Source organism: Stenotrophomonas sp. Br8, from assembly GCF_014763005.1.
Taxonomy (GTDB): domain Bacteria; phylum Pseudomonadota; class Gammaproteobacteria; order Xanthomonadales; family Xanthomonadaceae; genus Stenotrophomonas; species Stenotrophomonas lactitubi.
Window position 1 is genome coordinate 332,737 of sequence record NZ_JACGTN010000008.1, and the last position, 14,428, is coordinate 347,164.

Below are 14,428 nucleotides of genomic sequence, written 5' to 3' on the forward strand. Positions count from 1 at the left end.
ATTTCGAGAGGGGCCCGCGCACGGGAACGCGCATCGCGCCCGGCGGGCATGCCCCCTGATGCATTTGCAGTGCACTTCGTAACGGTCTTGCTTACCCCTCAACCTTCACCATGCCGCATCAAGGAAGAACATGTCCGGTATTCTCAATCTCGATTCGTCCCAGCGCACAACGCTTCAGAACTACAGCAACTCAGGCCAGCATGCCGAGGCCTATCGCTATCTCAGAGATCTGGCCGCAGCCCAGGCCCGCACCTCGGACGCTGCCACGGCTACCGAGCTCAACAAGATGTCCAACTGGTTCGATGCCGCTGGCAAGATCAATGCGAATGACGGCAGCCTGGTAAGCGACCTGGTCCGTGGTGCCACGATGTGGCAGGGCACGATCAATGGACTCAACGCCAATGAGGCATGGTTCCAGCAGGGCTCCGATCACCTTGCCAACACAGTGGTGAACGACGTACTGGGCGGCAATGTGCAATCGCTGGGTGACATCATTGGCAAGGATGTGATGACCGCCGTGCAGGATATGCAGCTCGGTGAGGCTGACCGATGGGCGGGCACGCTGGGTGACCAGTTCGATCCGCCGCTGGGGCTGGGGGAGGACTTCGTCCAGGTGCAGAGCGAGGACGGTACGGTGACCGGCTACGTGCAGGATCTTGCCGCCGCCATCCTGTCGAACATCAACGGCGTGCTGCGCGCGGCCGGCCTGGAAGCGCCGCTGAGCGAGGCGATGGGCTGGGCCATGGACCATGGGTTCGGTCGGTTCCTTGACCTGCTCGGCGAGGGAATGGGCTGGGCCATGGACAATGGCCTGGGCCGCTTCATTGATCGGTTCGAGGACCTCGCGCGGCGCATCCGCGGCGACAACACCTACCGCATCGAGCGTTACGATCCACTGGCACTGGATCTGGATGGAGACGGCCAAGTGCGCACGGTGGCCGAACGAGGCTGGGCCGGCACCCTCTTCGACCACGATGGCGATGGTATCCGCACCGCCAGCGGCTGGGTGGATGCTCGCGATGGTCTGCTGGTTCGTGACCTGGATGGCAACGGTCGAATCGATTCGGGTCGCGAACTGTTCGGCGACCAGACACGTCTGGCCAACGGGCAGCGAGCCGCTGATGGCTTCCAGGCACTGGCGGCATTGGATGACAACGCCGACGGCCGGATCGATGTGAACGATGCGTCCTTCGCGTCGCTGTCGGTGTGGCGCGACGCCAATGGCAACGGCATCACCGATGCAGGGGAGCTGCTGACCCTGCAGGAGCTGGGCATCACCTTCCTCGGTACCACCATGGGCGGCGCCAGCGGCGACGTGGAGGGGGGGGCACTCCTGGGCTCTTCAACATTTGGCCGGCGCGATGCGAATGGTGCGGAACAGACGCATCTGCTTCAGGATTTCAACTTCGACAACGACAGCCTGCGCTCGGACTATGCCGAGGATGTTGCGGTACCGGAGGCCATCCGCGGGCTGGTCAACAGCCGCGGCATCGGCAACCTGCGCTCTCTGCACCAGGCCGCCGCACTGTCTCCCGCATTGCAGGCCCTGCTGGTCAGCTTCTCTGCGGGAGAGACCCGCCAGGTACAGCGTGACCTGCTTGATGATCTGATCCTGGAATGGGCGCGTACCAGTCCCTACTTCTCTTCGCAGGCCATCCGCGTCAACAGCGGCGGTGGCGTGGAGGACCCCAACTCCACCAACGTGGTGCGGCTGCGCCCCAATGAAGTGCTGGTATGGCCTGAACCAACCTGGCTGGATGAGGTGCAGACCATGAAGATGCGCGTGGTCGAAGCGATCATGGGCTACGCGCCGATTACCGATGTCTGGTGGGGAACGCAGACCGTGCAGCAGTATGTACAGGTCTACGATGCGATCTTTGAAGCCTTCTACGCAACGCTCAGCAGCAAGTCGCGCCTGAAGGGCTACACCGACCTGATCCAGCCCACCTGGGATGTGCAGGCGGGCCAGGTCAGCTTTGCCTTTGCGCCACTTGAAGCGAAGCTCAACACGCGCTTCGCCAACAGCCAGGCCGATGCCATCATCGACCTGGCCGAGCTGCTGCGGGCGCAGGGGCGCTTCCTGTTGGGCAACGGATGGTCCGCAGGCGAGACCATGCTGCGCACCTGGCTTCTGCAGGCGGAGGCCCAGCCTGACCTTGGTGCGGCACTGGCCGCCGCAGGCCTGCTGCTGAGCAGCGTAGCGACGGACGGCTCGGTGGCAGGCAACCTGGGCAGCAATGATGGAATCCTTGTTGGACGCGACCAGGCCTCCGATGTGCGCGAGCAGCTGCGCGGCGGCGCAGGTGATGACCTCATCCTCGGCGGTGCCGGCGACGATCTGTTGGACGGCGGCCAGGGCAGCGACACCCTGTACGGCGGTGCAGGCAACGACACCCTGTCCGGCAGCGCCGGTGCCGACCTGTTGTCCGGAGGCGAAGGTGAAGACAATCTGGATGGCGGGGAGGGCGATGATCTGCTGTACGGCGACGCAGGCAACGACAGCCTGAGCGGCAGTGCCGGTGCGGATCGCCTGGAAGGCGGGCTGGGCACGGATGCACTCTACGGCGGTGCTGGCAACGATGTTCTGGACGGCGGCGCGGGGGATGACTATCTGCAGGGCGGCGAAGGCAGTGACCGCTATCTGTTCGGGCGTGGCAGCGGTCATGACCGCATCAACAACTACGATTCCTCCGGCGGCCGCATCGACACGCTCGAGATCGGCGCGGGCATCCTGCCTTCAGACCTGAAGGTATGGCGCAGTGGCGACTATCTGTGCATCCAGATCATCAGTACCGGCGACCGCGTCGATATCCAGGACTACTTCCGCGCGGATGGCCAGAGTGACTATCGCCTGGATCGCATCCGTTTCTCCAACGGGGTGCAGTGGAGCATTGCCGACGTCAAGGCGCTGGTCCTGATCCCGGTGCCGGGCGTGGATGATCTCTATGGCTACGACAGCGACGACATCATCCATGGCGGGGACGGCAACGAGTGGCTCAGTGGCCGCGGCGGCAACGACACCCTGACCGGTGGTGGTGGCGCGGACACGTTGAACGGCGACGATGGCAATGACCAGCTTGACGGTGGAGAGGGCGACGACCGCCTCAATGGTGGTGACGGCCAGGACCTGCTGGTGGGCGGCAGCGGCAACGACACACTGGATGGAGGGGCCGGCGATGACCAGCTGTGGGGCGGCGTCGGCAACGATCAGCTGCGTGGTGGCCACGGCAATGACGTGTACGCGTTCGCCGCTGGATTCGGCCAGGATGTGATCGACAATCATGATGACAGTGCTGGACGCCTTGACGCGATTTCGTTCGCAGCGGACATAGCGCCGGCGAACATCATTGCCAGCCGCGTCGGCGACGACCTGCTGCTGGTGCGTGCAGGCAGCACCGATCGCCTGACGGTATCGCGTTACTTCCAGAACGACGGCAATGGACCCTCGCGTGTGGATGAGATCCGCTTTGCCGATGGCACCGTATGGACCGTTGCAGCCGTGCGCCAGCGGGTGCAGGTGGCCACTGCCGGCGATGACCACCTGCAGGGTTATGAAGGCGACGACGTGCTTTCCGGTGAGGGTGGCCATGACACCCTGTCCGGCGGGCAAGGCAATGACCAGCTGTTCGGCGGCGAAGGCGACGACACACTGCAGGGCGGCGATGGCAGCGACCTGCTGGATGGCGGCCAGGGCAGCGACACGCTGGATGGCGGCGAAGGCGATGACCAGTTGTCCGGTGGCGCGGATATGGACGCGCTCTACGGCGGTGGCGGCAACGACGTGCTGGATGGCGGCGAGGGGCGCGACTGGCTGGCCGGCGAGCAGGGCAACGACGAGCTGCGCGGCGGTGCCGACGACGATGAGCTGATGGGCGGGGAGGGCAATGACCTCCTGCAGGGCGATGCGGGCAATGACCGTCTGGCCGGTGGCAGTGGTGATGACCAGTACCGGTTCGCCATCGGTGACGGCCAGGACATGATCCTGGATACAGAGGGCACAACCACCGTGCAGCTTGTCGATCGGGCGCTGGCCTCGGCCGTACTGCGACGTGACAATGCCGATCTGGTCCTGACATTCCTCGACGGCAGTGCCGACCAGATCCGCCTTGAGCGCTATTTCGATCCGATCACCGGCCTGGCGGTCCTGGGTCTGTCGCTGGTGGCCGGCGGCCACACCCGCCTGCTGGATCCTGCAGCTCTGGATCTGGCGGTGCTCGAATCGACCCCGTTGGCCGACGTCATCCATGGCAACGCCGGCCAAAACACCGTGCACGCCGGAGATGGCGACGACATGGTCCATGGCCATGACGGCGATGACTCACTGTACGGCGAAGCCGGTGATGATCGTCTGTTCGGCGGACAGGGTGCCGACCTGCTGGAGGGCGGAGCTGGCAACGACTGGCTCGACGGTGGCGAGGGTGTGGATGAGGCGCGCGGCGGTGCGGGTGACGACACCTATGTCGTGGACAGCAGCAATGACCGCATCGTCGAGATCGCCGGCGGCGGACACGACCATGTATTGAGCAGTGCGACCTACGCGCTATCCGCGCAGCTGGAGACCCTGACCCTGACAGGTGCAGCCGACATCGACGGCACCGGCAACGAACTGGCCAACGTGCTCACGGGTAGCGAGGGTGCCAACCGGCTGGATGGCGGCGCCGGCGATGACCAGTTGTTTGGCGGCCAAGGAAACGACCGCCTGCTGGGTGACAGCGGCAACGACGTGCTTGATGGCCAGTCCGGGGACGATCACCTGGAGGGCGGTGCCGGTGATGACATCTACTACGTGGACAGTCAGCTGGACAGCATCGTCGAACTCGCAGGCGAGGGGCTCGATGTCGTGCATGCCACCAGTGACTACGCTCTGTCGAGCAACATCGAGCGGTTGGTGCTGGTGGAAGGGAGCAACGCCATCACCGCCATTGGCAGCGTTGATGACAACGAACTGATGGGCAACAGCAACAGCAATCGCCTGGACGGCGGGGCGGGCGCTGATCGCATGCTGGGTGGCCTGGGGGACGACACCTACGTCGTCGACCAGGCGGGCGATGTCGTAGTCGAACTCGCCGACGAAGGCCATGACACGGTGGAATCCAGCATCGATTATGTGCTCGGCGATACCCTGGAAGATCTGGTGCTGACCGGCACCGGCAACATCAATGGCACCGGCAACGGCAGCAACAACCAGCTGACCGGCAATGCAGGCAACAACCGCCTCGACGGTGGCGCCGGTGGCGACCGGATGCAGGGTGGCGAAGGAGACGACTACTACATCAACGACAGCAGCGGCGACTGGATCGTCGAGCATGTCGGGGAGGGTGTCGATACCATAGAGCGGCGCTATGAAACGAACCTGGTGCTTGCCGATGAGGTCGAGAATCTGATTCTGGCCGTCGGCATCCAGACCGGCAATGGTAACGGGCTGGACAACGTGATCACCGGCAATGCCGGTGCCAACACCCTGGGCGGCTGGGATGGCGACGATCTGCTGTACGGCCTGGATGGCAATGATTCGCTGTTTGGTGGCAGCGGCAGCGACACTCTGTACGGAGGCAACGGCAACGACTACCACGATGGCGGCGAAGGTATCGACCGCATGGAAGGCGGCGCCGGCGATGATGTCTATATTGTCGATGACAGTGCCGACGTGGTGATCGAGGCCGTCGGTGCCGGCAAGGACCAGGTCCAGTCGAGCGCCTCGTACGCGCTGTCGGACAACATCGAAAATCTGTTCCTTAACGGTGCTGGTGCCATCAATGGCAGTGGCAATGCGCTCGACAACTACCTTGCCGGCAATGCGGAATCCAACATCATCCACGGGCTGGGGGGGAACGATACGATCGTCGGCGGGGGCGGCAACGACACGCTGGTCGGCGGTAGCGGCGATGACAAGTACGTCTTCGACACCGGCAGCGGCACCGATAAGGTGGACAACACCGGGGGAGGCTTTGACGGTGTGTTCTTCACCGGCGGCATCAGCCGCGAGCGGATTTCGTTCAGCCGCGACGGCAACGACCTGCTGATCACGCTGGACAACGCGGCCACGCCGTCCGTCCGCGTCACAAACCACTTCATCGGCGGCGACGCCGCGATCGACTATGTGCAACCGGATGGCGGTTCGTACCTGACCACCGCGCAGATCAACCAGATTGTCGCCGGTGGCGGCACCGGCGGGCAGTTCGACCAAGTCATCCAGGGAACGGCCGCCGGCGAACAGCTGGCGGGCAGCTCGGGCAAGGATCTCATCGAGGGCCTGGCCGGCGCCGACACACTGTTCGGCATGGGCGGCAATGACACCCTGCGCGGCGGCGACGGAAACGACTACCTGTCCGGCGGCAATGGCAGCGGCAGCGGCTCAGGCGACGATCGCCTCGAAGGCGGGCTGGGCAATGACACATTGCGCGGCGAGGACGGAAGCAACGCACTCATCGGCGGCGCAGGTGATGATCAGTACGTCTATGGCGGCGGCATCGATGTCATAGACAACACGGGCGGCGGTACGGACTGGCTGATCTTCCAGAACGACATCTCGCTCTCCAAGCTGGCCTTCGCCCGTGACGGCGACAACCTGGTGATCACCGTCAACGGCAATGCCAACCAGAAGGTAACCGTCACCAATCACTTCCTCGGTGGCGACATGGCACTGGACTACCTGCAACCTGTCGGCGGCAATGCGTTGAATACGGCCGCCATCAACGCCCTGGTGCCAGGTGCCGGCGGCAACCCGGGGGGCGGCAACGATGGCGACTACCCGTCCCAGATTGCTGGCACTGCCGCGGGCGAGCAGCTGGTGGGCACCAATGGCCGCGACCGTATCCAGGGGCTGGGCGGCGACGACACCCTGTTCGGCATGGGTGGGGATGACAAGCTCGAGGGAGGCGATGGCAACGACTACCTGTCAGGCGGCAATGGCAGCTTCAGTGGTTCAGGCAACGACATCCTGATCGGTGGTGCGGGCGACGACCAGCTGGTGGGCGAAGACGGCAACGACCTGTTGTTCGGTGGTACAGGCAACGACACCTACTTCTACCGTGCAGGTGGCGGTGTGGATACCGTGGATAACACCGGCGGCGGCACCGACTGGCTGTACTTCGACGGCATCGCACGCAGCCGCTTGAGCTACTACCGTGATGGCGATGATCTGCTCGTGCGGGTTGACGGCGATTCTGCTCAGCAGATGCGGGTGCTGAAGCATTTCCAGGGCGGGCAGTACGCCATCGCGTTCGTGCAGCCTGGGGATGGAGGCAACGCCATCTCGGCATCGGCGATCGCCGGCCAGCTAAAGCCGCTGTCAGCAGCAACCTCACTTGCTTCGGCCCGTGCGGTGGATGCGTCGACCAGTGCCGAAGTGCGGCAGCTGATTGAGGCCATCGGCGGATTTGCCGGAGATGCCAGCACCGGCTGGAGTGAGGCGCAGGGCAAGGTGGCGGAGCCATTGCTGGGTCATGCGGCTTACGATCAAGGGCATGCCATGAGCGCCGCGGCGCGCATCAGCGCGTAAGGGAGCGGCCGCCGAGGCGCCCGCGAAGGCGCCTCGGCACATGGTCATCGACGATTAGACCCAAGTCCTTCGGCACCGGCTCGACTGCTCTTACCTGCCACAGCGCTCATCCTCTGGCACATCGCCAGCAACCATCAGCAGCAATCGATCCTGCAACGTTGGCTCCTGCACACCCTCGAGGACCTGATCCAGATAGCTCAATGGCTGCAGTGGCCACGCCAGCGTGGCCTGCAGGAAGAAGATGGCAGGCGCCCGTCGCCCGGCCCCAAGTGGCAGGCTGATCAATAGAAGGGACTGCTCCCTCTCCACGTACAGGACGGGTACACCCCTGCACTGGATCTGGAAGGAAGACGCTGCGTTCGACCCATCTGTGAACTCGAAGCCTTCCCGCGCCCGCGCCTCTGCGAAGCGGACTGCGTGGCGGCGCAGCGTCCAGAACGTCTCATCGGATACGCCCCGGTACGCGAGGATCTCTGGCTCTTCAGGCTCTGGCCAATGAATCCGTGCTGCAACGACCAGCGCCAGGAAAAGCACCCACATCACTGCGTGGTGCACCTTCATCAGCGGAGTGCGCGCAACCACCGTGCACTTCACCAGGGCAATCCTTCAGTCTGCCGGCTGCAGCCGCTCGCTTGCGTGGGCTACGAGCCCCATGCCGGCCATGATCAGCCCTTCCATCACCCGGTCGCCAACGTACTGTTCCGGCTCGCCGTTCTGGCGGGTGCGTTCTGCGGCCAGCAGCACTTCCAGCACCACGCGCAGGCCTGTCAGTGAGCAATCGGTATCCGCCAGGGCCATCTGCCGGCCACGTAGCTGATGGCGCTCTGGCCAGGGCTGGCCGTTGGCGGCAACGCCCGAGCCGATGCTGTGCAGCAGCGCGATGAGGGTGTTGGGGTCCACGGCGGGCCCGGGGGAGGGCGCCTCATGGATGGGCTGTGGGGCAGGGGAGTAGGGCGTGGTCATGGCTGGGCTCCTTGCGTGCAGGCAGAAGCCGCCACCGATAAAGGTGGCGGACGGTGCGTGGTTCGAAACCCGGTCTACGCTGGAACCGGCAGGCACAAGGCCTCCACGCACCGCCCGCCATAGCCGGCCGACGGATTGCCAGCCGGCACCACCTGATGGGTGATGCCGGCTGGCAAGCGTTTACTTCAGCGTAGAACCGGGGTTTCGAAGCCCGGCCACCTGTTCAAGGTGGCACAGCAAGGAATACGCCCGGTTGTGCGCGATGCCAATGCAGTAGGGCTGAAGCCGACACCACTTTCAACATTTTCAGAATCGTTGCATACGACGCAGCGACGCTGGAGCCTTGCGCTGCAATGCTATCGGCGATGTCGGCTGTGCCTGCCTGCGGACTGTCGGCATCCGCCCGGCGGGATTGCGAGCGGGGCGGATGCGACAAAGGGATGGGCGGGTCGAACCCTCAACGCACCCTTCAGGTCCGCCCTGGTCCGCTGCAATCCGATTGCACTGCGTGGCTGACGCCGCGCTCCACGCCATGGCACTATCCGGGATGCGTCAGGGGCGCTTGAAAGGGGTAGTACATGGAAAGTACGCAAAAAAAACTAACGATGGCCGATGTGGCTGGCTGGGGTTCGGCCGTCGTCACGTTTGGCTTGATTCAAGGCGCGCTCTATCTGAAGGCGTACTGGGGCCACTTTGGCCTTGATCCCTTTCAGTTTGTCGCCGTGAGCGAGCTGGCCCTAGCCGGCCTGGCAGGCATCGGCATGGTGTTGTTTCTCATGCTGGTGGCCTCGCTGTTTGGCGGCTGGGTGGAGATAAAGGTGACGAGCGGCAGCTCCAAGAGCAAGCTGTTCGCATGGCTGTTTCCGATGCTTTTCTTCACTGGCCTAGGGCTGCTGCTTTGGTGGTCGAACACGTGGCCTCTTCTGATAGGGCTTCTTCTGACGATCATCTGTGCGCTGATCGTGCAACTTTCGCCGGTGGTGCCCGCTGCGGTGAAAGATTCCCCTTGGCTGATCTACGCCTTGGTGATGCTGGTCTACGTCTCGATAGTGTCAAGCATGCTTGGTTCCGGGCGTGCCGCGACGGTTTCCTCTGGGGGCGGCAAGCACGTGACGGCTGTGACTGTTGACGGAAAGGTGCAGGACGGCCTGAGCCTGATTGGTCGACTTGGTGATTCCTATGCGATGTGGGACCCGGCGCGGAAGGCTGCTGTGCTTGTGCCTGTTGGCGATGTTGGGAGGTTGGAGATTGTGCGAAAGGGTGTGATGCCAACTTCGGCTGGCCAGTAGGGCTGGGTTTCGGCAAGCATCAGAGCGCGGGCTGAGGCGCTCTTTCTTCGGGGAGCGGCGATAAGGGATTTTTATCGGGGTAGGGAAAGCCAGCTGCCGGCCTTAGCTGCCCTTCATGTAGGGCAGCTAAGGCCAAACGCGGACAGGCTGAGCAGTTCTTCCTCGAAGCTTGAAAGCGCCTAGAGAAATAGGGGGCGACTCACCCCATATCATTTGCAGGTCTAAGCCAACTCTTCGACCAAGTGGACGTGATGAGGATATATCTTGAATTTCCTCTCAGGCCCACTCTGGTATCTGGCTGCACTCGATGCGAGAGAAGCTAAGTCAATTTCGACCTGGTTGACCAGCTCCTTCAAGGCTTGCTTAGGAATTTTGTTTTGCACAAGCAGGGGTAGCAAGCTTATGAATGAACATGGATTGCTGGAGACTAAGGCCAATGTTTCCCGTGATGTCGGGGTGGCGGCCTGATCTAGCCATTTGCTGTAATTTTCATTATTCGCGTTCTCTGCTTCGACTGTCCACCGCAGCCTGCGAATGACTAGGTGTTGCTGCATGATTGGCCAGAAGTCGTCACCATAGAAGTCAATGCTCAACATCTCAGTGGTAGCCTCCCACAGCGCTTGAAATAGCGCGGCGGATTGCTTAAGTACTTCGGTATTGAGAGTCTCCTGTGCGTTGGTAGTACAGTCCAGAATCCCCAGACCTATGTCAACCAACGTGCGCATCAGTCCTGAGGCATCCGAAGGTTGCCATTCTGTGGAAATCTTATAAATGGGACGGAATTCGAGAATTTCTCTCAGCGCAACGCTAGAGTTCCACATGCGCAGCCAGTGAGTGGTGAAGTCATCGCTCAACGCGACGGAATACCCAAGCACCCGGCAAGCATAGCTGTTGGGCTGAGTGGCATGATATTCACTAACATGGCTTCGAAGCGACTTGCCTTTGGAGGAGTTCCACTCAGTGGGTGTCAGGCTCCATTCTTTGATGAAGGCGCTGATGTCCGGTGTCGGAAACTTGTTGGGGGCGTTCGAATGTAGAAGTGCTAGCATGGATTGGTAAACCCATGGCTCCCAAGAAAAACTCAATTGGTCGCAAACGGTTGGGGTGCAAGGAAGTGGGAGCTTATCGGCTAATTCCCATAATATATCTTGGCTGCTCAGAGGTCGTATTTTATCCGAGTTGTTATCAGGGAAATTAAGGTGCTGGCGAGTGAGCCAAGTGCCCCAACGCTTGAACAGGCCCTCGAAATCGGATCTTTTAGCGACAGTAGCTACGAAACAGGCGAGCAGCGACCTGACGTGCGGCTCTAGCACGGACGGATGGTATTCTCGGCCATTGGCTATGTGGATGATTTTCGTACTCCCGTGCCTGAGCAAGCTTGGAAGCAATAGGGCGCCATTCCACGAGCCATCGCTTTGGAAGCTTGGTGGAGACCCGAGTGTGAAATGCTCCCACAGATCGTAGTTACGGTAAAACTCCGGACTGTCGAGTACTCGATTGATCAAAAGAAGGCTTTGTGTGGAATTCATCCATTTAAAGAGTTTGCCGGGATCAAGCTTTGCTAGCAATTCGATCCACGGCCAACTGGATTCATCGATCCGACCTTCCCTAGTGTGTCCGTACCAAATTTCATCGAGGGTGATTGGATGGGATGGGTCAACCCCATCTTCCTGAAGTAGTTTTTTTTCAGCATCAACGAAATGTTGTTCAGCTAAATTTAAGAGTGCGTCTTTGAATAGATCATTTTTCAGAGCTACAACCAGCGCCACCTCAGTCCACAAATGCTCAACCCACAATGAGTTTCGGACGAGAGCCCTGAAGGCGATGTACCGGCTTTCGGTTTCTGAAGAGGCCCAGGCCGTTACAATTCCGATCACCAAGGCCGCCTGAATTCTCGGATCGTCTGACGCATCGAAGTCCTCGCTGTAACCGCCAAGTTGGGTGGTAAACCTCTTAAGAGCATTCCTGGAATCGTCCTGGGCGCAGAAGTACTCTGTAACAGACGTGAACAATATGTCGGGAGGTGCGAATCGACCTTCTGCGAAGTCTCCAATCACCGACTCGGCGATTGTGTACGATTTGTGCAAGTCCGACTCGTAAGCGGGCGGCAACTGCCATTCTTTGTTCATGACTATCTTTTCCCGTTGTCGCTGGCCATCTTCCAAGCTGTATCAAAGAACTGCACTGCGCCATGAGTCTGAGCATTCCAGCCTCTACTCACAGCATTTACGTCCCGGTGAAAGCCGCCTACGGTTGCGCCAAAATGCCATAATTCGTCATCAACGATAGCAAAGCGATCGTGAATGCAATCGGCGTCTCTGAGGGCAAATGAGAGTGCTATTGTGATGGGCGGGGCGAGCTTGGCTCGGTCTTCTGTTACGAGCTGCCTTAAGTCCTCGAAATCCTTCTCGATTTCCTTCCTTGAATCATGATAGCCAGTTAGTATTTTTACATTTTGAATATTATCTGTGTAAAACCAGTCCACGACTTTTTTAATTCTTCGGCGATGATCTGGTTTTGGGCCATCCGCAGAGAATAAATGCTTGTCAATTATCCATACATTTTGTGCAGTACTAATCGCTTTTTCAAATTCTTCGACTAACCGCACATCCGCAATTGCACGACGAGCCTTGATGGCATTAATGCAGGGAAAATGGTGGCGTGATTCATCCCGGTAGGGCGCCTCGCAAGGTATGAGTAACTGCGGAGTAAAGTTTGTCTCTACCGCCTGCACGGTCGTACTGACGCTAATCTGGGACGAGAATTTAGCCATTATTAACGGCCTGTGCGTCCGGTGCGTCTTGCACCTCCGCGCCCTGTATCCCTTGTCCGTTCGGCAGGCCCTGCTCCTGCCCCCCTCCCTCCGTTTTTGGTGACTGCACTTCTTTCGTGCCTACCATGTCACGCCCGCAGTGCACACATGGCTTTTTGGGCGCTTCCCGCGGAACTTTGAAATCCTCCAGAGGAGCGGCGTTTTTGTAGAGGCCCATAAGGTGGTTGAGGATTTTTTCACCATGCGGTATGCGCATGATAAGCGTTGGCCGTATGCCGATAGAGTTCAGTGAGCTGCCGAGCATCCACACGCGACCATCGACGGCGAGGAATCGATCATGGAACAGACTGCTTTCTGTATTCGCTACTTTGACTTCAATACTATTTTTGTGATTGGCTTGGAATACATTCAAGTTTTGGAGCAATGCCTGGTGAGTGGCCAGGGAGCCCTCACTAGCCCCGGCCTCAGTACCGCCATCTGCTTCCTTGATCTTCTTGAAGGCGTTACTTGAGGTCAAGATTTGTATCTTTATCTCGTCTCGCTCTATGGCAAGCAGGTATTGGGGGATTTGATTTGCGCCGAAGTAGGGGTCTGCGATGAAAATAGTGGAGCGAGCGTGTTTGAGCTTTTCCCTGACGTGCTCGAGTGCTTCTTTGCGCTGGTCAGTCGTAAACCAAGTTTGATCATATAGCTGGGCGCTGTGATTGAGCAATCGTTCACTTTTTGCGACCAGCAAACGCTGAAAGGCGTCGGTTGTGTTCGGTGCCTCACCAAATGTTTGAGAGGATGCCAACGTTTTCTTTTCGGCAAAGTATTCATTGACAGGACTCTTCTTTTTATCAGTTTCAGGGGCTTGAACCTTGACGCGTCGTTCGACCAACTCTGTCGTCATGTTCATTTGGCGCATGAACTGCCGCATGGGCGTTTGCATCAACACCCCACGATCCTTGTGCGTCAGAACTAGCCCTGAGACGTGGATAGAGTATGGTCTTTTAATTTCAACCAACCCATCCTCCGGTACCGGAACTGTATCGAAGGAGGTGAGTACGCCTTCCTGGCCTTCCATTGAGGTCAAGCTTAGACCTTGAAGCTTCCGGCCTGGATGGGGCTTCAAATGGAAGTACAACGATTCTGAGCTGCCCTCTTTAGGATCAACGAATTGTCGGACTGAAAGCACATCGCAGTCAGGCACGGCGAGCGCCATCCCACCCAGATATTCAGGGTACTCCTTAAAATTGACATGCATGTGGTGCTCTAGAAATTGGAAAGCTTCTTGGCAGTGTTTGCTTTGTCCCTCTTGGCCAAGGAAGCTCGGCCATTCTTGGCTGTCCGAAATTCGACGCGAGTACCTCGTGATGCCGAGGTTACGGAACGGAATGGAAGAACGTTCAGATTTAAGTGTGATGTCGTCACTTTCCATTGGCACGCCCAGTACAGGCCAGCTTGGGAAGTCGCTTAGTCTGCCAGCGGAGAGGGGTACGTCGTCGGAGCCCTCCCGGAACCCATTTACCGGCCTAGGTGTATGAAGTTCTTCCGATGCGCTTCGGTACCATCGGACGGCCTCTTCCGCGGTCATGACGATACGGTCGACCGCAATAGCGCCTTCTTCCTTGAATTTTTTGAAGTAGGGCTTGGGAGGTCTCGATGGGACCTGTCTTCCTGACGCCAGGAACCAGACCGATGCGAACAGTAAACGCAGAGGAGGTTTTTCAGATGTACGTGGAGCGTCCGATGTAGGAAGCTTCGAAGATGGCGGTACAACCACCGCGACATGCACGACGGCATGTTCGAAGCCCTCAAGTAATTTGCTGTATGGGTTACTGCTTTCACTTTCCATGTAGGGCTCGGTATCGGCAGGATGCCTATCAGAGCTAGGATAGTGGCCTGGGCACTGCCCCTTCA

At 59.8% G+C, this 14,428-nt stretch carries 7 protein-coding genes; 2 read left to right on the forward strand and 5 right to left on the reverse strand.

The window, feature by feature from the left end:
• Positions 1 to 130 precede the first annotated feature (130 nt).
• The gene (locus H3005_RS21095) at positions 131 to 7,501 is read left to right on the forward strand and encodes a calcium-binding protein (RefSeq protein WP_191078031.1); all 7,371 of its coding nucleotides are present in this window, start codon (positions 131 to 133) and stop codon (positions 7,499 to 7,501) included.
• A gap of 90 nt (positions 7,502 to 7,591) precedes the next feature.
• Here the strand turns inward: H3005_RS21095 and H3005_RS20930 are convergent, their stop codons facing one another.
• Together H3005_RS20930 and H3005_RS09555 are read right to left on the reverse strand one after the other, a co-directional pair.
• Positions 7,592 to 8,095 (reverse strand): hypothetical protein, encoded by a 504-nt coding sequence (locus H3005_RS20930; RefSeq protein WP_223880157.1) that lies wholly within the window; start codon positions 8,093 to 8,095, stop codon positions 7,592 to 7,594.
• Positions 8,096 to 8,107: 12 nt separating this feature from the next.
• A complete protein-coding gene (locus tag H3005_RS09555) occupies positions 8,108 to 8,464 on the reverse strand; it encodes a hypothetical protein (RefSeq protein ID WP_100552530.1) in 357 nt (118 codons plus the stop codon).
• Positions 8,465 to 9,042: 578 nt separating this feature from the next.
• Between H3005_RS09555 and H3005_RS09560 the strand changes: the two genes are divergently transcribed.
• Positions 9,043 to 9,753: a hypothetical protein gene (locus tag H3005_RS09560; RefSeq protein WP_100552529.1), complete on the forward strand. Its 711-nt coding sequence runs from the start codon at positions 9,043 to 9,045 to the stop codon at positions 9,751 to 9,753.
• Positions 9,754 to 9,974: 221 nt separating this feature from the next.
• Here H3005_RS09560 and H3005_RS09565 read toward each other — a convergent pair whose 3' ends face one another.
• Genes H3005_RS09565 through H3005_RS09575 form a run of 3 tightly spaced genes read right to left on the reverse strand, consistent with a single transcriptional unit; the run spans position 9,975 to position 14,363 of the window.
• Positions 9,975 to 11,882 carry a hypothetical protein gene (locus H3005_RS09565; protein ID WP_100552528.1) on the reverse strand — a complete coding sequence of 636 codons (1,908 nt, stop codon included), beginning with the start codon at positions 11,880 to 11,882 and terminating at the stop codon, positions 9,975 to 9,977.
• 2 nt (positions 11,883 to 11,884) lie between these two features.
• Positions 11,885 to 12,526, reverse strand: coding sequence for a hypothetical protein (locus H3005_RS09570; RefSeq protein WP_100552527.1), 642 nt, complete (start codon positions 12,524 to 12,526; stop codon positions 11,885 to 11,887).
• The gene (locus tag H3005_RS09575; RefSeq protein ID WP_191078032.1) at positions 12,519 to 14,363 is read right to left on the reverse strand and encodes a VPA1262 family N-terminal domain-containing protein; all 1,845 of its coding nucleotides are present in this window, start codon (positions 14,361 to 14,363) and stop codon (positions 12,519 to 12,521) included. The genes H3005_RS09570 and H3005_RS09575 overlap by 8 nt, the downstream gene beginning before the upstream one ends.
• Positions 14,364 to 14,428 lie beyond the last annotated feature (65 nt).